Source organism: Streptomyces dengpaensis, from assembly GCF_002946835.1.
Classification (GTDB): Bacteria; Actinomycetota; Actinomycetes; order Streptomycetales; family Streptomycetaceae; genus Streptomyces; species Streptomyces dengpaensis.
This window is the reverse complement of sequence record NZ_CP026652.1, coordinates 5,139,299-5,158,095: the sequence shown is the minus strand read 5'-3', so window position 1 is coordinate 5,158,095 and position 18,797 is coordinate 5,139,299. Positions and strand designations below refer to the sequence as shown.

18 protein-coding genes and 1 pseudogene are annotated in these 18,797 nt (G+C 70.6%); 10 read left to right on the top strand and 9 right to left on the bottom strand.

Annotated elements, in window-relative coordinates; genetic code table 11:
- Nucleotides 1-31: 31 nt before the first annotated feature.
- From C4B68_RS23895 to C4B68_RS23885, 3 genes are all read right to left on the bottom strand, one after another.
- Nucleotides 32-616 (bottom strand): hypothetical protein, encoded by a 585-nt coding sequence (locus tag C4B68_RS23895; protein WP_099501737.1) that lies wholly within the window; start codon nt 614-616, stop codon nt 32-34.
- A 90-nt stretch (nt 617-706) separates the two neighbouring features.
- The gene (locus C4B68_RS23890; protein WP_099501739.1) at nt 707-1,549 is read right to left on the bottom strand and encodes a MurR/RpiR family transcriptional regulator; all 843 of its coding nucleotides are present in this window, start codon (nt 1,547-1,549) and stop codon (nt 707-709) included.
- Between the two features lie 74 nt (nt 1,550-1,623).
- A complete protein-coding gene (locus C4B68_RS23885; RefSeq protein WP_099501741.1) occupies nt 1,624-3,228 on the bottom strand; it encodes an aromatic amino acid ammonia-lyase in 1,605 nt (534 codons plus the stop codon).
- A 142-nt stretch (nt 3,229-3,370) separates the two neighbouring features.
- Here C4B68_RS23885 and C4B68_RS23880 point away from each other — a divergent pair, with 142 nt between their 5' ends.
- The 6 genes from C4B68_RS23880 (at nt 3,371) to C4B68_RS23855 (ending at nt 8,164) form a co-directional block, all read left to right on the top strand.
- Entirely contained in the window at nt 3,371-4,429 is a 1,059-nt protein-coding gene (locus tag C4B68_RS23880) for an ABC transporter ATP-binding protein (RefSeq protein ID WP_099501743.1), read from the top strand.
- Entirely contained in the window at nt 4,426-5,067 is a 642-nt protein-coding gene (locus C4B68_RS23875; RefSeq protein ID WP_099501744.1) for an ABC transporter permease, read from the top strand. Before C4B68_RS23880 ends, C4B68_RS23875 begins: the two co-directional genes overlap by 4 nt.
- On the top strand, nt 5,067-5,729 hold the full coding sequence (locus tag C4B68_RS23870; RefSeq protein ID WP_099501938.1) for an ABC transporter permease: 663 nt from the start codon (nt 5,067-5,069) through the stop codon (nt 5,727-5,729). Before C4B68_RS23875 ends, C4B68_RS23870 begins: the two co-directional genes overlap by 1 nt.
- A 12-nt stretch (nt 5,730-5,741) precedes the next feature.
- Nucleotides 5,742-6,674 (top strand): ABC transporter substrate-binding protein, encoded by a 933-nt coding sequence (locus C4B68_RS23865; protein ID WP_099501746.1) that lies wholly within the window; start codon nt 5,742-5,744, stop codon nt 6,672-6,674.
- Between the two features lie 226 nt (nt 6,675-6,900).
- Complete coding sequence (locus C4B68_RS23860; protein WP_099501748.1) at nt 6,901-7,593, top strand: carbonic anhydrase; 693 nt, start codon at nt 6,901-6,903, stop codon at nt 7,591-7,593.
- Nucleotides 7,594-7,732: 139 nt separating this feature from the next.
- Complete coding sequence (locus tag C4B68_RS23855) at nt 7,733-8,164, top strand: hypothetical protein (RefSeq protein ID WP_167459149.1); 432 nt, start codon at nt 7,733-7,735, stop codon at nt 8,162-8,164.
- Between the two features lie 405 nt (nt 8,165-8,569).
- On the opposite strand, the gene C4B68_RS23850 is transcribed toward C4B68_RS23855, so the two are convergent.
- The gene (locus tag C4B68_RS23850; protein WP_099501751.1) at nt 8,570-9,964 is read right to left on the bottom strand and encodes a cystathionine beta-synthase; all 1,395 of its coding nucleotides are present in this window, start codon (nt 9,962-9,964) and stop codon (nt 8,570-8,572) included.
- A gap of 142 nt (nt 9,965-10,106) precedes the next feature.
- On the opposite strand from C4B68_RS23850, the gene C4B68_RS23845 reads away from it, so the two are divergent.
- The 3 genes from C4B68_RS23845 to C4B68_RS23835 all read left to right on the top strand — a co-directional run bounded on the left by C4B68_RS23845 (nt 10,107) and on the right by C4B68_RS23835 (nt 13,793).
- The gene (locus C4B68_RS23845) at nt 10,107-11,129 is read left to right on the top strand and encodes an SGNH/GDSL hydrolase family protein (protein WP_180289247.1); all 1,023 of its coding nucleotides are present in this window, start codon (nt 10,107-10,109) and stop codon (nt 11,127-11,129) included.
- A gap of 367 nt (nt 11,130-11,496) precedes the next feature.
- The gene (locus C4B68_RS23840) at nt 11,497-12,717 is read left to right on the top strand and encodes an acetyl-CoA C-acetyltransferase (protein ID WP_099501755.1); all 1,221 of its coding nucleotides are present in this window, start codon (nt 11,497-11,499) and stop codon (nt 12,715-12,717) included.
- A gap of 290 nt (nt 12,718-13,007) precedes the next feature.
- Nucleotides 13,008-13,793 carry a hypothetical protein gene (locus C4B68_RS23835; RefSeq protein ID WP_099501757.1) on the top strand — a complete coding sequence of 262 codons (786 nt, stop codon included), beginning with the start codon at nt 13,008-13,010 and terminating at the stop codon, nt 13,791-13,793.
- 102 nt (nt 13,794-13,895) lie between these two features.
- Here the strand turns inward: C4B68_RS23835 and C4B68_RS23830 are convergent, their stop codons facing one another.
- Nucleotides 13,896-14,207, bottom strand: a complete 312-nt coding sequence (locus tag C4B68_RS23830; protein WP_167459148.1) for a hypothetical protein — start codon at nt 14,205-14,207, stop codon at nt 13,896-13,898.
- A gap of 104 nt (nt 14,208-14,311) precedes the next feature.
- On the opposite strand from C4B68_RS23830, the gene C4B68_RS23825 reads away from it, so the two are divergent.
- The gene (locus tag C4B68_RS23825; protein WP_099501759.1) at nt 14,312-14,542 is read left to right on the top strand and encodes a DUF4287 domain-containing protein; all 231 of its coding nucleotides are present in this window, start codon (nt 14,312-14,314) and stop codon (nt 14,540-14,542) included.
- A 93-nt stretch (nt 14,543-14,635) separates the two neighbouring features.
- Here the strand turns inward: C4B68_RS23825 and C4B68_RS23820 are convergent, their stop codons facing one another.
- From C4B68_RS23820 to C4B68_RS23805, 4 genes and pseudogenes are all read right to left on the bottom strand, one after another.
- Nucleotides 14,636-15,520 (bottom strand): Bax inhibitor-1/YccA family protein, encoded by an 885-nt coding sequence (locus C4B68_RS23820; protein WP_099501761.1) that lies wholly within the window; start codon nt 15,518-15,520, stop codon nt 14,636-14,638.
- Between the two features lie 220 nt (nt 15,521-15,740).
- Nucleotides 15,741-16,357: pseudogene (locus C4B68_RS23815) on the bottom strand (FAD-dependent monooxygenase).
- Between the two features lie 228 nt (nt 16,358-16,585).
- Nucleotides 16,586-17,008 carry a hypothetical protein gene (locus tag C4B68_RS23810; RefSeq protein WP_099501763.1) on the bottom strand — a complete coding sequence of 141 codons (423 nt, stop codon included), beginning with the start codon at nt 17,006-17,008 and terminating at the stop codon, nt 16,586-16,588.
- 255 nt (nt 17,009-17,263) lie between these two features.
- A complete protein-coding gene (locus C4B68_RS23805) occupies nt 17,264-18,427 on the bottom strand; it encodes an NAD-dependent formate dehydrogenase (protein WP_099501765.1) in 1,164 nt (387 codons plus the stop codon).
- Nucleotides 18,428-18,797: the final 370 nt, after the last annotated feature.

The following is an 18,797-nucleotide window of genomic DNA, read 5'->3' as shown; positions in this document are numbered from 1 at the left end:
CCCGACCCGACCCGCCCGCTGGCCGGCCGGTCTACACGAGAGCGTCGGTGCGGCAGCGCGCTCCGCCCGGTGCCGCGTCCCCCGCCGCGAGGCCCGTGCCGCGGTACCCCTTGACCGGCTTGCCCGCCGGGGCACCGGCCCGCTTGCCGAGCCAGTCGACGCGGACCCACAGCAGGACGTCGTCGGCGCGTTCGCGGCGGCCGAGCCACGCGGCCTTCAGGCGCGGCCCGGCGCCCGCCCCGGCCAGCAGCATGCCGCCCGCCGCGGGCGCCGCGAACGCGCTGCCCAGCGCGGCCGCGAAGGCGAGGACGAGCCACCAGCGGTGGGCCCGGCGCCAGTTGCGTACGGTCACGGCGCGGCCCTGGAGCACGTCGTGCTTGCCCGCGCGGGCGGCGGAGCGGGCGAGGGCGGCGTACCGCGTCCGGCGCGCGTACGCCACCACGGCGGCCGCCACGATGAACAGCGCGGCCCCGGCCATGTCCCCGATCCGGCGCCCGGTCAGCCCCGGCACCAGCACCCCGACACCGGCCGCGACCACCCCGCACCACCACAGCGGTGCGGCCCCGGTCCGCACGACCACCGCCACCCGAGCCAGCCCCTGCCCTCCGCGCGCCACGATCCGCCTCCCGTCTCGGCACCTTTGGCCGCGGAGGTTAGCCGGGAAAGGTGAGACGAATCTGAGAGGCGTCGCCGTCCCGTCGTACGTCTACTCCACGAACAGGCCGCGGGCAGCCGCCCCCGTGTCGAACTCCTCCAGCCTCGCCTGCGCGTCCGGCAGGTCGTCGCACATCGCCTCCAGGAGGACGCGGCCGAGGAGCATCGGGGCGCAGGCCGTGTCGAAGGCGAGGCCGGTGCCGACTGCGGCGGGGAGCAGGAGGTCGGAGACCTTCGCCACCGGCGCGAAGGCGGAGTCCGCGACCGTGACGACCGTCAGGCCGGCCTCCTTCGCGTACGCCAGGGAGTCGACGACCTCGCGCGGGTGCCGTGGCAGGGCGAAACACAGCAGGGTCGTGGCCCCGGCGCGTACGGCGGCGTCGATGCGGTCCTGGAGCATCGTGCCGCCCTCGTGCAGCAGCCGTACGTCGGGGTGGACCTTGGCGGCGAAGTACGCGAAGCCGTACGCCTGGGCGGCGGCGGCCCGCAGGCCGAGCACCGGGAGCGGGCGGGACGCGGCGAGCAGGCGGCCCGCCTTCGCGACCGGGCGCGGGTCGGCGAGCACCTCCGCGAGATGCTTCAGGTTCTCGATCTCGGCCTCGACGGCCTGCTGGTACTCGTTGTACGAGGCGGCGTCCGCGGCCGGTTCCGCGGGCGCGACCTCGCGCAGGTACTTGCGCAGCGCCGGGTAGCCGTCGAAGCCGAGCGCGACGGCGAAGCGGGTGACCGACGGCTGGCTGACTCCGGCGAGCTCGGCCAGCTCGACGCTGGACAGGAACGGCACGTCGGCGGCGCGGCGCACCATGCTGTGCGCGATGCGCCGCTGGGTCGGGGTCAGCCGGTGCCCCTCGAAGAGCGTCTGAAGCCGCGCGGCGGGACTGTCGGTCACACCCATGTCCCTGTCCACGCCCGTATCCCTGCCCGCACCCCCGCCCCCGCCCGCGTCCCCGCCCGTGTTCCTGTCCACGCTCATGACGTGCTCCCCCTCCAGATGTCCGTGAACCGGTCGAGCAGCGCGGCCGCCGCTGTCACGTCGTCCGTGAGCGGCCGGTCGGCCTGGTCCGGATCGAGGACCGACTCGGCCAGTTCCAGTGCGCGGCCCGCCGGCAGGTCCGGGTCGGGCCGCAGGTCGCGCTGGCGCAGCGCCCGTACGGCGGCGACCAGTTCACAGCCGACGACGAGACGGTACGCGCCGCACGCCCGCAGTGTCTGACGGGCGGCGAGCGAGGCGAAACTCGCCTGCTCCTCGACGCCCCGGGAGAGTACAGCGTGGCCGAGCGAGGCGGGCGCGGAGAAGGCCCGCAGGTCACCGAGGGCGGCACCGGCGGCGTACTCCAGGATCATCACGCCGGAGGACGCGGGCTCGTGGTCGGCGAGGAAGGGGCGCAGCCGGGTGTAGGCGGGTTCGTTGAGGGTGGAGAGACGGGAGGTGGACAGGCGCGCGACCTGCGTCACGGCCAGCCTGAAGTGATCGAGGGAGAGGGCGAGTTGGGCCTGGTAGAAGCCGCCGTGGTGGTACGCGGCCATGTCCTCGGGCGAGATGAGGGGGTTCTCGGCGGCGGCGTTGATCTCCACCGTGAGGACTGCCTCCAGTGCGTCGGCGGCGTCGTGCGCGGGCCCGTGGATCTGCGGGATGCACCGGAAGCCGTACGGGTCCTGGATCCGCCCGAGCGGTGGCGTCGGCCGGTCCGCGGCACCGATCAACTCCCGCATCCGCCGCGCCACTTCGGCCGACCCCTTGTGCGGGCGGGCGGCATGCACGGGCGCCGCGTACGCCTCGTGCGAGCCGTCGACGGCCAGCAGCGACAGCGCGGCCACGACCTGCGTGGCCCCGATCAGACCGCGCAGCTCGTTCAACGCGAGCGTGGCCTGCCCGAGCGTGAGGGCGTTGCTGCTGATGAGCGCGAGGGCGTCGTTGTTGTCGAGGGGCTGGGGTTCAGGAGCGCCTGATCCCCGCCACGCGGGGACCTCCGACTCCCACCACGCGGGCGCCTCCGAGTCCAGCCCTGCCGGCCCCCTCGATTCCCGCCACGGAGACCGCTCCGCTTTCCGCCAGGGATGCTCCCCCGCCAGCGCGAGGCCCACCTGCGCCAGGGCCGCGATGTCCCCCGTGCCCACGGATCCGAACTCGTTCACCGCGGGATACGCCCCGCTCTCCAGCGCCTCGCACAGCGCCGTGACGACGCTGGGGCGCAGGCCCGCGCCGCCCGCCAGGAGCTGGTTGGCACGGACGGCGAGCATGGCGCGGACCTGGCGGGCGGGGAGCTCCTCCCCGATGGCTCCGGCATGGCTGCGCAGCAGTCGCAGGCCGTGTCCGGCGGCGGCCTCGGTCGGCACGTCCTCATTCCGGTTGGCGCCGACGCCGGTGGAGCGACCGTAGACTCGGCCGGTCGCGGCAATCTGCCGGGCCACGCCCCAGGACTCCTCGACCCGCTTCAGCGCATCGGTGCCGGGGACCGGCCGCGCGCGCCCGTCGGCCAGGCGCACGATGTCGTCGACGCCGGCGCTGACCCCGTCCAGGACCACGAGGCCCGCCGCGTCCGCAGACGTCACATCCACATTCCGAGACGACATGGAGCGCAAACCCTCCTCAATCCGGACATCAGATCTTGCCTGGTGGCCACAAGTAACCAGCGATTAACGCCGGACCGTTGACAAGCTATTCAGGTACAGAGAACTCTGCATGACGATATACAGACCGGGCAAGGGACACCTCATGATCCAGTTCGACACGGTCCACAAGCGCTTCCCGAACGGCACGACAGCCGTCCACGACCTCTCCCTCGACATGCCGGAAGGCGGCGTGACCGTCCTCGTCGGATCTTCCGGTTGCGGTAAGACGACCACCCTGCGGATGATCAACCGGATGGTCGATCCGACCTCCGGAACCATCCGCGTCGGCGGCAAGGACGTCCTCGATCAGGACGCCGCCGAGCTGCGCCGCTCCATCGGCTACGTCATCCAGCAGTCGGGCCTCTTCCCGCACCGCACGGTGCTCGACAACATCGCCACCGTGCCCCTCCTCCTGGGCTGGGGCCGCAAGAAGGCCCGGACGCGCGCGGCCGAACTCCTGGAAACCGTCGGCCTCAGCGCCGACGCCGGCAAGCGGTTCCCGCACCAGCTCTCCGGCGGCCAGCAGCAGCGCGTCGGCGTCGCCCGCGCGCTCGCCGCCGACCCGCCCGTCCTCCTCATGGACGAGCCCTTCGGCGCGGTCGACCCGGTCGTACGCACCCAGCTCCAGGACGAACTGCTCCGTCTGCAGAAGGAGCTGAGCAAGACCATCGTCTTCGTCACGCACGACATCGACGAGGCGGTACGGCTCGGCGACCAGATCGCGGTCTTCCGCACCGGCGGCCACCTGGTGCAGTGCGCGACGCCCGCGGAACTGCTGGCCCGCCCCGCGGACGACTTCGTGGCGGACTTCCTGGGCGCGGAGCGCGGGCTCAAGCTGCTCTCCCTCACCACGCTCAAGGACGTCCCGCAGGGCCCGGCCCCCGAGAGCGGCGCCTGGACCCTCGTCCTCGACGAGGCGCGCAGACCGCTGCACTGGCGCACGGCCGACACCGGCACCGGCACCGCCGCCGGCACCGAACTCCCCGTACGGCCGCTCAAGGACACCGACTCCCTGCTGTCGGCGCTCAACGAGTCCATCGCCTCCCCCACCGGCCTCGTGGCACGTGTCGATGCGAACGGCGCCCTCACCGGCGTCACCTCCCGCGACGACATCCACAAGCACGCCGGCCAGGCCCACACCACCGCGAGCGTGGCCATATGACCATCGACTGGTCATGGCTGGCCGACCACACCGACGACCTCACCACCCTCACCGTCTCCCACCTCCAAGCCGCGCTCTCCGCCGTCTTCTTCGGCCTGCTGATCTCCCTCCCCCTGGCCGTGATCGCCCACCGGATCCGCCCCCTGCGCGGCCTCCTCCTCGGGCTCTCGAACGTGCTGTTCACGATCCCGTCGATCGCGATCTTCGTCCTCCTGCTGCCGGTGAGCGGGCTGACCCGCACCACCACCGTCATCGGCCTGACGATCTACACCCTGGTCGTCCTGCTCCGGAACACGGTCGAGGGCCTCGACTCGGTCCCGGTGAAGACCAAGGAAGCCGCGAAGGCGATGGGCACACGCCCCCTGCGCACCCTCCTGACCGTCGAACTCCCCCTCGCCCTCCCCGTGATCATGGCGGGGGTGCGGATCGCGACGGTCATGTCGATCTCGCTGGTCTCCGTCGCCACGTACATCGGCGACGGCGGACTCGGCCAGCTCTTCACCGACGGCTTCCAGCGCAACTTCCCGACGCCGGTGATCGTCGGCGTCGTTCTGACGCTCCTGCTGGCCCTGGTCGCGGACGCGCTGCTGGTCGCGATCCAGTACGTACTCACCCCGTGGACGAGGCGGCGAGCCTGATGTACGAACTCTTCAAGAACCTCGGCAACTGGCTGGTCACCGGCGACCGGTGGTCCGGCACGGACGGCATCGCGCACCGCCTCGCCGAACACCTCCAGTACTCGCTGCTCGCCACGCTCGTCGCGGCCGCCATCGCGCTGCCGGTCGGCCTGCTGATCGGCCACACCGGACGCGGCGCCTTCCTCGCGATCAACCTCTCCTCCTTCGGCCGCGCCCTGCCGACGGTCGGCCTGGTCGTCCTCGTCTTCCTGGCGAGCGGTCTGTCGATGTGGCCGGTGTACATCGCGCTGGTCGCCCTCGCGGTCCCGTCGATCGTGACGAACACGTACGCGGGCATGACCGCCGTCGACCAGGATGTGAAGGACGCGGCACGCGGCCAGGGCATGCGCGCCCACCAGGTGCTGTTCCAGGTCGAGTTGCCCCTCGCACTCCCCCTGATCATGACGGGCCTGCGGCTCGCGCTGATCCAGGTGGTCGCGACGGCCACGATCGCCGCGTACGTCTCCTTCGGCGGCCTCGGCCGCTACGTCTTCGACGGCCTCGCCCAGCGCGACCTGGTGCAGGTGCTCGGCGGCGCGGTGCTCGTGGCCGTGCTCGCCGTCGTCCTCGACCTCGCCCTGTCCGCGCTCCAGCGCGTCCTCTTCCGCCACCGCCCCGCCTAGGAGCACCCAGCCATGAACCGACGTACTCTCCTCGGCGGCCTGCTCGCCACCGCCTCCGTCCCCGCCCTGGCCGCGTGCAGCAGCGGGATCACCTCGCTCGACGGCGAGGGCAACGCCGCCGCGGGCGGCGGCTCCAGCAAGGACGGCATCACCATCGGCACCGCCAACTTCACCGAGAACCAGGTGCTGGGCTACCTGTACGCCGCCGTCCTGGAAGCGGCGGGCGTCAAGACGACGGTCCGCCCCAACCTCGGCACCCGCGAGATCCTCATCCCCGCGCTCAAGGGCGGCGACATCGACCTGCTCCCCGAGTACCAGGGCGCCCTGCTCCACTACCTCGCCCCCAAGTCGAAGGCCACGGAGGAGGGCGAGATGCAGAACGCCCTCGCCGTCGCGCTCCCGGCGGGCCTCCAGATCCTCCCCTACGGGATGGCCGAGGACTCGGACGCCTTCGCGGTCACCCGGGAGACCGCGAAGAAGTACGGCCTGACCTCACTCGCCGACCTGAAGAAGCAGAACGGCAAGCTGGTCATCGGCGCGGCGCCCGAGGTGAAGAAGCGCGAGGTCGGCGCGGTGGGCCTGAAGGACGTGTACGGCGTCGAGTTCAAGGAGTTCAAGTCCCTCGACTCCTCCGGCCCGTTGGTCAAGGGCGCCTTGAAGAAGGGCGACGTGGACGTGGCGAACCTCTTCACCACCGACACCGACATCCAGGCCAACGACTGGGTGGTCCTGTCCGACCCCGAGAACCTCATCCCCGGCCAGCACATCGTCCCCCTGATCGCCGACCGCAAGGCCGACTCCACGGTCCGCAAGGCCCTCGCCAGGCTCGGCAACATCCTCACCACGGCCCAGCTCACCGAACTCAACCGCCAGGTGGACAAGGACAAGAAGGACCCGGAGGACGTGGCGAACGCGTACGCCGCGCAGCACGGGCTGGCCAAGTGACGGCGGGCCTCGGGGGTCCGGGGGTGCTGTAGCGGCTGGTCGCACGGCGCAACACGGCGCACATTCCGGAGCGGACGGCGTATGCACCGGCTCTTGATCAAGAACCGGTCTCGGGGCGGTGATGATCCGACATCGAACCACCCGAGGGTCACCAAACGGGCACTCAGGGTGATGTGCGCTGCGTACGGTGAGCGGACACAACCAGCCCACCACCTGAGGGAGCGTCATGCCCTCGAACCGCAGGGCCCTGCTGGCGGCGGCCACCACCGCGCTCACCGCGACCCCGGCCGTCCTGGCCGCCACCGCAGCACATCCACCCCCGCCCCGGCACACGCACCCACCCCCACACCCGACGACCGCCCGCGCGGCCCTCGCCGAACTCCTCGCGGGCAACCGGCGGTACGCCGCCGGGCGCTCTCGTCATCCGCACGAGGAGCGCGCCCGGCGGCAGGTCCTCGCGGCCGAGCAGCACCCGTTCGCGGTCGTCGTCGGGTGCATCGACTCCCGCGTGCCGCCCGAGCTGGTCTTCGACCAAGGGCTCGGGGACCTGCTCTGCACCCGGACCGCGGGCCAAGTGCTGGACAAGGCGGTGCTCGGGTCCATCCAGTACGGGGTGGCCGAGCTACGCATTCCGTTGGTGCTGGTGCTGGGCCACGAGCGATGCGGTGCGGTCGCGGCGACGCTTGAGTATCTCCGTACGGGGGCGCCGGTGCCGGGGCATCTCGCCCTGCTGGTGGACGGGATAGCCCCTGCGGCGCTGCGGACCCGGACCGCGCGCGGAGACTGGGCGGATCACACCGCACGGGCCCATACCGTGCGGGTGCGGGACGCGATCCGGGCGGATCCGGCGTTCGCCTCGGCCGAGGTCGCCGCCGCGTGGTTCGATCTCGACACCGGGCGCGTGGCGTTGCTGCCCTGAGCCCTCGTGCACGGCCGGTGCGGCGCGGCCCAGTTGCCTGCACGGCCGCAGGGGCGCAGCCCCGTCGGGCGCAGCCCCGTCGCAAACAGGGGGGCTATCCCCAGTGCCCCGGGGCCCTCGACTCCCTACCGTGAGGTGCATGACCGGTATGGAGGCGCGCGGTGACGCCGAACTGAAGAAGGAACTCAACGCCACCCTGCACGCGCGCAGGGAACTGGGCGACGAGTACGAGTCCGCGCTGGTCGACTCGTTCCTGGAGAAGGTCGAGCAGCGCCTCGACGGCGCGGTCGACCGCCGGGTGCGGCGCCAGCTGGCCGAACAGCAGATGGTGGTGGCCCGGGGCGCGCGTTCGCCCGAGTCGTCCGACTCCTGGGGCGAGCGCTTCGGCTTCGGGATCGTCTCGCTCGTCCTGGCGGTTCCCCTGTCCGCGATCGGCGGCGGTGTCTCGGGCCTTCCCGGCCTGCTGGTCGCCTGGGGCGGCATCGTCGGGGTGAACGTGGTCCAGGCCGCGCGGCTGTCCCCGAACTTCTTCAGCCACCGCAAGGGCAAGGACTCCGACTGGGAAGAGTGAGCGACACGGAAGGGCCCGGCACTTGTGACCGAAGGACAAGTGCCGGGCCCTTCCCACGTGTTGCGCGGGGACCGCCGCACCCCCGTTACCGGGGGGCGGGACGACGGCGGTCCCCGCGAAGGACGCGGGCCGGTCAGGGCCGGGCTTGCGCGTCCGTGGCGTCCATGGAGGTCCGGGAGCCGCTCCGGAGGTCCTTGGCGCCGTTTTCGGTGTCGGCCGGGGCGGGGAGCCTCCCCCAGTGCTTAACGCCTGGGAGGTACCCCCACCGCCCTGTCGACACCCCCTAATGTGCCGGTTCCGTGTTAAGCGGGTGCTGCGCGGACGTGACGCGCTCGTACCACTTCCGCGAAGTTCCCCGCCGAGGGCGTCCCCCGCCCCGGCGCAGGACGCCCCCGGAACGCGTCCCTACTGCTTGGCGCCGCCCTTGGCAAGGAAGGACAGCAGGTCCTGACGGCTGACGACACCGGTGGGCTTGCCCTCGACCAGGACGATCGCGGCGTCGGCGTCACCGAGCACGGACATCAGGTCGCCGACCGGCTCGCCGGAGCCGACCTGCGGCAGCGGCGGCGACATGTGCTTCTCCAGCGGGTCCTCCAGGGAGGCCCGCTGGGCGAACAGCGCGTCGAGCAGCTCGCGTTCGACGACGGACCCGACGACCTCGGCGGCCATCACGTCCGGGTGACCGGCGCCCGGCTTCACGATAGGCATCTGCGAGACGCCGTACTCGCGCAGCACCTCGATGGCCTCGCCGACGGTCTCGTCCGGGTGCATATGGACGAGGGAGGGGATGGAGCCGCCGGCCTTGTCGTTCAGCACGTCGGCGACGCGGGCGCTCGGGCCCGCGTCCTCCAGGAAGCCGTAGTCGGCCATCCACTCGTCGTTGAAGATCTTGCTGAGGTAGCCGCGCCCGCTGTCGGGAAGCAGCACGACGACGACGTCATCGGGCCCGAGCCGCTCGGCCACGCGCAGCGCGGCGACGACGGCCATGCCGCAGGAGCCGCCGACGAGCAGGCCCTCCTCCTTGGCGAGCCGCCGCGTCATCTGGAAGGAGTCCTTGTCGGACACGGCGACGATCTCGTCGGCGACCGTACGGTCGTACGCGGTCGGCCAGAAGTCCTCGCCGACGCCCTCGACCAGATACGGCCGTCCGGAGCCGCCGGAGTACACGGAGCCCTCGGGGTCGGCGCCGATGACCTTCACCTTGCCGTCACTGGCGTCCTTCAGGTAGCGGCCCGTACCGGAGATGGTTCCGCCCGTCCCCACACCCGCCACGAAATGGGTGATCTTGCCCTCCGTCTGCTCCCACAGCTCGGGGCCGGTGGAGTGATAGTGCGAGAGCGGGTTGTTCGGGTTGGAGTACTGGTCGGGCTTCCAGGCGCCGGGCGTCTCGCGCACCAGCCGGTCGGAGACGTTGTAGTACGAGTCCGGGTGCTCGGGGTCGACGGCGGTCGGGCAGACGACGACTTCGGCACCGTACGCGCGCAGCACGTTGATCTTGTCGGTGGAGACCTTGTCGGGGCACACGAAGATGCACTTGTACCCCTTCTGCTGCGCCACGATGGCCAGCCCGACACCGGTGTTCCCGCTGGTCGGCTCGACGATCGTGCCCCCCGGCTTGAGGGCGCCGCTCTCCTCCGCGGCCTCGATCATGCGCAGGGCGATACGGTCCTTCACGGACCCGCCGGGGTTGAAGTACTCAACCTTCGCCAGGACGGTCGCCTGGATGCCCGCGGTCACGTTGTTGAGCCTCACCAGCGGGGTGTTGCCGACGAGACTGATCATCGAGTCGTGGAATTGCACCGTTGTCTCCGGAGCTGCGTTCTAAAAGGGATGGTCCCGTCAGCCTACGGCGCTGGCGACCGTTCACGTGCCGTTGAGATTGGCTGACCGGCTCTTCGGGGCAAGCAGTGGTTGTACGGCTACGAGGAGGTGGCGGCGACGGATGTCGAGCTTGTCGAGGGCGAGGGTGGCTCGGCGCATCGCGGCGGGCGCTGCGTACGGCGGTGGTGGGATCGGCCTGGTCGGGGCGGCCGCCGTCGGACTGGTGCTGGCCGAGGTGCAGCTGGCGAAACGCCATGTGGGCAATGGGCACAGTGGACACGCGCCGCGCGCGGACGGCCTGTACGGGTACGCGTACACCGGTCCTGACGATCCGCCCCTCCGCCTGACAATGCTCGGCGACTCCACGGCCGCGGGCCAGGGCGTGCACCGCGCCCGCCAGACGCCGGGCGCGCTGCTGGCCTCCGGGCTCGCGGCGGTGGCGGAGCAGCCGGTGGAGCTGTGCAATGTGGCGCAGCCCGGGGCCCAGTCGGACGACCTGGACCGCCAGGTGGGGCTCGCCCTCGCGGACCCCTCGCGGGTGCCCGACGTCTGCGTGATCATGATCGGTGCGAACGACGTGACGCACCGGATGCCCCCGACGCGGTCGGTGCGTCATCTGTCCGCGGCGGTACGGCGGCTGCGTACCGCCGGTGCCGAGGTCGTCGTCGGCACCTGTCCCGACCTGGGGACGGTCGAGCAGGTACAGCAGCCGTTGCGATGGCTGGCGCGACGAGCGTCGCGCCAGCTCGCGGCCGCCCAGACGATCGGTACGGTCGAACAGGGCGGCCGCACGGTGTCGCTGGGCGACCTGCTGGGCCCGGAGTTCGAGGCGAACCCGCGGGAACTGTTCGGGCCCGACAACTATCACCCCTCGGCGGAGGGGTACGCGACGGCGGCGATGGCGGTCCTGCCGACGGTCTGCGCGGCGCTGGGCCTGTGGCCCGCCGAGGAGGAGCGCCCGGACGTCTCCCGCCGCGAGGGCTTCCTGCCGGTCGCCCGCGCGGCAGCCGAGGCGGCGTCCGAGCCCGGCACCGAGGTCACGGCCGCGATGCCCACGGCCCCCCGCGGCCCCTGGGCCCTCCTCAAACGCCGCCGCCGTCGCCGCCTCCCAGCCACGGACCCGGCCCCGGCCGGAAATCTCTAGCCCGTCCGGAATCTCTAGCCCGTCCGGCGTTTGAGGACGAGCGCGAAGCCCGACACGGGGTTTGGGGGCGGAGCCCCCAAGGAACGATGGGGGTCCCCCCGCTCGAGCGAAGCCGAGAGTGGGGGAGGGTAGGGGCGGAGGGGGCGAAAAACATCCTGTCCGCACCCCCTCCCCAAGGCGCCCCCGCCAGAGAAAAGCAAGCGCTTAGAAAAGTGCGGCCCGAGTCACACCCGCACACCCGTGACCCTGACCATACGTACGGGTAGCTTCCCAGACAGTCCGCCCCATCACCCCGTACTCCCACCCGTCGCCCGACCGCCACCCCTCAACGAGGCGCTACGCGCCGCCCCTCTTCTCTGGAGCCGTGATGCCCGAAGCCGTGATCGTCTCAGCCGCCCGCTCCCCGATCGGCCGCGCCTTCAAGGGCTCCCTGAAGGACGTACGCCCCGACGACCTGACCGCCACGATCATCGAGACCGCCCTCGCCAAGGTCCCCGAGCTGGACCCGAAGGACATCGACGACCTGATGCTCGGCTGCGGCCTCCCCGGCGGCGAGCAGGGCCACAACCTCGGCCGCATCGTCGCCGTACAGATGGGCATGGACCACCTCCCGGGCTGCACCATCACCCGGTACTGCTCCTCTTCCCTCCAGACCTCCCGCATGGCCCTGCACGCCATCAAGGCGGGCGAGGGCGACGTCTTCATCTCGGCGGGCGTGGAGATGGTGTCCCGCTCCGTCAAGGGCACCTCCGACGGCCTGCCCGACACCCACAACCCCCTCTTCGCCGACGCGGAGGCCCGCACCGCCGCCGTCGCGCAGACGGAGGGTTCGACCTGGCACGACCCGCGCGAGGACGGCCTGATCCCGGACGCGTACATCGCGATGGGCCAGACCGCCGAGAACCTGGCCCGCCTGAAGGGCGTCACCCGCCAGGACATGGACGAGTTCGGTGTCCGCTCCCAGAACCTCGCCGAGGAAGCCATCAAGAATGGCTTCTGGGAGCGCGAGATCACCCCGATCACCACCCCCGACGGCACGGTCGTCAGCAAGGACGACGGCCCGCGCGCCGGCGTCACCCTGGAGGGCGTCCAGGGCCTGAAGCCGGTCTTCCGCCCGGACGGCATGGTCACGGCCGGCAACTGCTGCCCGCTCAACGACGGCGCCGCCGCGCTCGTCATCATGAGTGACACCAAGGCCCGCGAGCTGGGCCTGACCCCGCTCGCCCGCATCGTCTCGACCGGCGTCACCGGCCTGTCGCCCGAGATCATGGGCCTCGGCCCGGTGGAGGCGAGCAAGCAGGCGCTGCGGCGCGCCGGCCTGACCGTCGACGACATCGACCTGTTCGAGATCAACGAGGCGTTCGCCGCCCAGGTGATCCCGAGCTACCGCGACCTGAACATCCCGCTGGACAAGCTGAACGTGAACGGCGGCGCCATCGCCGTCGGCCACCCCTTCGGCATGACCGGCGCCCGCATCACCGGCACGCTCATCAACAGCCTCCAGTTCCACGACAAGCAGTTCGGCCTGGAGACGATGTGCGTCGGCGGCGGCCAGGGCATGGCGATGGTCATCGAGCGCCTCAGCTGAGTCATCGACCGCGGGTGTCACCGCGGTTGAACCCAGCGTGACCGAATCGGCCCAGGACCCCGTGAACACCGGGTCCTGGGCCGATTCGTGATCCAATCCCCCCCAAGATGTGACCTATCTCCCCCCGGGGAGGGATTTACGCAGGTCAGAGCCATTGCGCAACCAAACATCAGGCCGAAAGTCCTGTCCCTTTCGTGACGTTACGCACTGACAGCTGGGCCGTCTTCCCTTCAAGCTGATGTAGGAAGTCGGGGGTCGACTTTGGAACCGGGAGTACGTCAGTGAGCGCCATGCCGATTGCTTTGCTGCTCACCACCGCCGCGACCGCGGCCGTGGGCGTCGCCGTGCTGCATTCCCTGCGGGGGCTGCGCCGGCAGGTCGCGGCCCTGCACACCGAACTGGCCGAGAGCCGCGCCATGCCCGCCGCACGCGGCCTCGTACCCGCGGCGCGCGCGGCTGCTGACGCGGATGAGATACGCATGGCCGTCACCGAGGCGCTCGCCGAGGAGCGGGAGCGGGAGCTCGCCGAGGCGCGCGCCTTCTGGGCCGCCCAGGAGGCACGCGACGCCTCGGACGCACCGTCGCTGCTAGGCATGCCGGACAGCGACCTGTTCACGCCGCGCCAGTCGGACTTCGTGGGCCTGGAGCCCCTGGAGCCGGTGACCGAGCCCGGCCTGGACGCCGAGGAGTTCGCCGGGGACTCCCCCGAACTCGCCGCGGCCCGCCGCCGTCACCCCTCACACCCCGACTTCGTACCGGTCCAGTCACCTGTCGTGAATGACCATGAGCGTACGGTCGCCACCCTGGAGGAACTGGCCGAGTCCGGCGTGGAACTGGCGGACGTCCGCCCGGGCCCGCTGGGCACCCTGGACGTCTACGTCTTCGCCGACGGTACGACGCTCTGCATGACCCCGGGCCACCGCGAGACCGCGGAACGCCTGGCGTCCGCCCTGCGCGCCGGCGAGACCCCGGTCCTCCTTGGCGGCTCGGGCATCTCCGGCGCCTACACGCTGACCTTCGCGTGCGGCGAGGAGAGCGTGTACATCCTGGCGGACAGGGTCATCGCGTCCCTCTGACGCCCCCGGACGTACCCCCGCACGCACGCAGCGCGCCGAAGTCGACCAGACCCGGCGCGTTTCCGTACGGCGACCGGAACCAGGCGCGTTTGCCTACGGCGGTCACACCCCGGCGCGCTTCTGAGCCTCCGCCACCAGAGCCACCGCTTCCGCCAGCTCCCCTTCGTCTTTCAGTACGAGTGCCAAATCGTGCGCGGCCACGGTGATTTGGTCGGCGGCGGCGAACATGCCCGCGTCGGGCATCTCGCGGGGCTCCCCGGACACGCCCTCCAGAAGCTGGGCACGCCGTGCCAACTCCCTGGCCAGACCCAGGGCCTCGGCCGCCGCACCCCGTTGCAGGCGGCTCTGCGGCGCGGCCCGCAACCGGTCGGCGAAGTGGTCCACAGCTCGGGTCAGCGGCGTCGTATCAAGCACGCCGCGAGACTACGCGTCGTTCCAGGACTGTTGCCAACAACCCAACCCTCAGGCACGGTGGCGTGAAGGACCGGCTTACATCCCCTTTGCGTTCGGAGGCGCCGATGTCCCATGTCTTCTCCGAGGAGACCCATCGCAATCTGCTCGCCCGCATCCCCCACTGCACCGGTCGTGAAGTCTCCGACTGGCTTCGCACCGTCGAGGAAGGCCCCGCCCTCTTCCGCTTCGAGGAGAAGGTCAGCTGGCTCCGCGCCGAACACAATCTCGCGTACGGCCACGCCAAGGCGATCATTCACGAGTACGACCTGAGGAGGGCCGCGCGCAAACTGCTCTGAGCGCGCACCGCCGAGACGACAGGCATCCGACGACGAAGGGCCCGCGAACCGGCGGTTCGCGGGCCCTTCAGGCACCCAGGGATACCCCGTCGTTTAGTCGTCGCCGCTGAAGATGGCGACCAGGCGCAGCATCTCGATGTAGATCCACACGAGGCTCATGGTCAGGGCGAACGCGGCCAGCCAGGCCTCCTCGCGGGGCGCGCCGTAGGCGATTCCGTCCTCGATCTGCTTGAAGTCGAGGGTCAGGAAGAACGCGCCGAGCAGGATCGCGATGATGCCGACGATCGCGCCGAGCGGGCCCATGCTGCGCAGTCCGCCGTCCTCGGCAACACCGAAGACGACCAGCAGCAGGTTGACCGCCGTGACCAGGATGAAGGCGATCGCGATGGCCATGCCGATGCGCGCATACCGCGCGGTCACACGGATCCAGCCCGCCTTGTAGACCAGGAGGGTGGCTCCGGCGACCGCCATGGTGCCCAGGACCGCCTGGAAGGGCGCGCCCGACCACCGCGCGTTGAACATCTCGCTGATGACCCCGAGGAAGACGCCCTCGAAGGCGGCGTAACCCAGGATCAGCGCGGGCGAGGCCTTGCGCTTGAACGACTGGACCATGGCCAGTACGAAGGCGACCAGGGCGGCGCCGATGGCGAGCCCGTAGCTGCTGCTGGACACCGGCAGCAGCGCCCAGGCCAGGATGGCGCCGACGGTGACCGTGCCGAGCGTCATGGCCGAGCGCATGACGACGTCGTCCATCGTCATACGGCCGGTGGTGGTGACCGGGGCCTGCGGCGGAGCGCCGTACTGCAGGTCCTGCTGGGCGTACGGGTTCTGCGCGTAGGGGTTGCCGCCCTGCTGGGCGTGCGGGTTGCCCTGGGTGCCGACAGCGGGTCCCCCGGCCTGCGGCGCCGCGTTGAAGCCCGCGTAGCCGTTGTCGCGGCTGAACCCCCGTCGCGAGAAGACCGGGTTACTGCTCCTCATTTCACTCCTCCATGGCCACCCTGCGTGGCCTTGGGCTCAAGAGTAATAGGTAGGCAAAGGAATGACCCTAGTGCTTGGGGAGGATCTTTCCCTTGTGGTGCCACGGTACGCGTGTGTCCCTTGCCCCGCCCGGACTGGTACGAAGCCGTGACACCGCGCCCAGTCCTGGCTGACGCCCTGACTGCCGCTGCTGCCTCTTACTACCGCCGCGCCGCCCGTCTTATTCCACGTCCTGGTCCAAAGGGAACCCGGTGTAGCCCTCCGCGAGGTCGGTCTCGGCCGCCCGCGAGCTCGCGATCCGCTCCAGACGGGCCAGCTGCATACGGTCCTCGAAGGGGGTCGCGCCGGGGTCGCGGTGCAGCAGCGTGGTCATGCCGTACGAGAACCGCTCGGCCTGCCAGACGCGGCGCAGACAGGTCGCGGAGTAGCTGTCGAGCAGCTTGCTGGAACCGGTCTCCTTCTCGTGCGACAGGGCCCGCGCGAGGGTGACGACGTCGCCGACGGCGAGGTTGAGCCCCTTCGCGCCGGTCGGCGGCACGATGTGCGTGGCGTCCCCGGCGAGGAAGACCCGCCCGTGCCGCATGGGCTCGTGGACGTAACGTACCGCAGCTCGATCCCGTCGTGCCGCAGCCCTTCCCGGTCCATCCGCTCACCGGCCCCGGCGGCCCGCAGTACGTCCACGGTTCCCTGCTCCAGGATCCCGGCCCGCTGCCGCTGCTCCACATACACCCGGTCCCGGCTCTCCAGCACGACGAACGCGATCCCCGCGTTGTGCAGCAGGCGCGCCAGCAGCAGCCCGGCCGGCCCGGCCCCGATGATCCCGACGGTGGTACGCATCGGCACGCTCCTTCGCGTTCCTCTGTTCGTACGTATAGTGAAATTTACTTCACTATGTGAAAGAAGCTTCCGACCGCACGCGCTCGCTGTCAACGGTCGGCGACGAGATCTCCTGGTGTCCAACAACACCCTGAGCTGCCGCTCAAAGGCCGGGGACGACAACGGCCCGCGGCGGGCTCCCCTCATCAGGGGAGCCCGCCGCGGGCCGTGTCCGGGCCCGTCAGGGCGTCAGAGCTGTCCGCCGATCTCACACGCCTGGCACGGCGGCCGGCCGCAGGTGCACTGCATGAGCGCTTCGAGGACATCGCGATCGTGGTACAGGCATTCATCCTTGCAGGTGTGGCGCGGAATGAATCCCGCGGGGATCTCGCCGGGCCACGGCTCGTGACCGTCCCGGCAGCGGACGAACCGCTCGGGGTCGCTGGAATGCAGCTCGTGCATGCTCGAGCGCGCCTCGTCCTCCAGCTCCCGCACCCGCTGCACCAGGTTCTTGAGCTCGTCGGCAAGTCCGACGTACCGGTCGGCGCCGGTCCGCACATGCGCGGCCCGCAGGGCCATCGCTGCGTTGCCGAGAAATCTTCCGGCATCCTGAAGGTCGGTCACGTGATGCATCTGAATGCCGTTCACGCCCCGTACCCACACGGCGTCCATGCTGCTCACTGATCCACCTTCCCGTCGTACGTCGCCTTGTTTTTGCTGCAAAGCAGTATGCGCGGCGCCGGTGCCTTCGCATAATGGAAAAATCAATCTAATTAAGGACGCTAAAGCTCCCGATCGCGCCCGTCCAGCGAAATTTGGCGTGACTCGGCTCACAGCAGGGCATGGGCCTGCGGCAGGCATAGGTGGATCTTCCGCGGAATCCGCTGCGGAATCCGCTGCTGATTTATCGTCCGCGGCTGTTATTCGTTATCCGGCGACCGTGTAGGAGCGCGCTCCGGTCCCGGCGAGACCGCCGCCGTCGACGATCAGGTACTCCGGGCGGATGGGACGCCCGTCGAACCAGCACTCCAGGATCTCCCGGGTGCCGGCGGCATAGCGTGCCTGCGCCGAGAGGGTCGAACCGGACACGTGCGGCGTCATCGCCTCGTACGGCATCGTGCGCCAGGGATGGTCGGGCGGTGGCGGCTGCGGATACCAGACGTCACCGGCGTACCCGGCCAGCTGGCCGCTGTTCAGGGCCCGCACGACTGCGTCCCGGTCGACGATGAGCGCGCGTGCCGTGTTGACGATGTACGAGCCGCGTTTCATCGCCCCGATCAGCTCGTCGTCGAAGAGGTTCTTCGTCTGCGGATGCAGTGGGGTGTGGATCGAGAGCACGTCGACCGCGGAGGCCAGCGAGCGGGCGTCGGGATGGTAGGTCAGCCCCAGCTCCTCCTCGACCTCCTTGGGCAGCCGGTGCACATCGCTGTAGTGCAGCCTGACGCCGAACGGCTCGAGGCGGCGCAGCACCGCCTGGCCGATACGGCCGGCGCCGAGGACGCCGACGTCCATTCCTTCGAGGTCATAGGCGCGCGAGACGCTGTCCGCGATGTTCCAGCCCTCCTTGGTGGTCACCCACTCGTGGGCGGGCATGTAGTTGTGCACCAGGGTGAGGATCTGCATGACGGCGTGCTCGGACACGCTGATGCTGTTGCTGTAGGTCACCTCCGCCACGGTCATGCCGTGGTCGATCGCGGCCGGCAGATCGACGTGGTCCGACCCGATCCCCGCGGTGATCGCCAGCTTGAGCCGGGGCGCGGCGGCGATCCGCTCGGGAGTCAGATAGGCGGGCCAGAAGGGCTGCGAGATCACCACGTCGGCGTCGGCCAGCTCGCGGTCCAGCACAGAGTCCGGGCCTTCCTTGTCGGACGTGACGACAAACGTATGGCCCCGCTCCTCCAGGAAGCGGCGCAGTCCCAGTTCTCCCGAAACACAGCCGAGGAGCTGCCCCGGGGTGAAATCGACGGCTTGCGGGGTCGGCGCGGTCTGACCGCCCGGGTAGCCGGTGATAGCGGGAATCTCGTCGCGGGCGTACTCGGGTGGATAACCGCCCACGGGATCCGGATAGAGCACCGCAAGGATCTTTGCCATGGCCGTCCTCCATCAGTGGGCCACCGCTCCGGTAAACCGGCAGGGCACCGGCAGACCGGTCAGGCTCCGATGATCTTGAGTTTAGTCGAGTGCGCGCCGGCGCTGCAATCCTCGGGGTAATGCGGGACGCACGTCAGTGGATAGGGATGCGGATACCCGATGAGGCTTGCGGCGGGAGTTCTGTGGAATGGACTCGCCCTGGCCGGGGCTCAACTCAACGGTGGCTCCGCGTGCTTGAGACACCACATCTGTGCATCGTCCTCGGCCGCCGTGGCGGTGGAGCGCTCCCTGCGGGCAAGTCGGCGGCACGGGCAAGCAGTTCACCCGCCATGCCGAGTTGCACGGGCTCCAGAGGTGGGGCAGCGGCCAC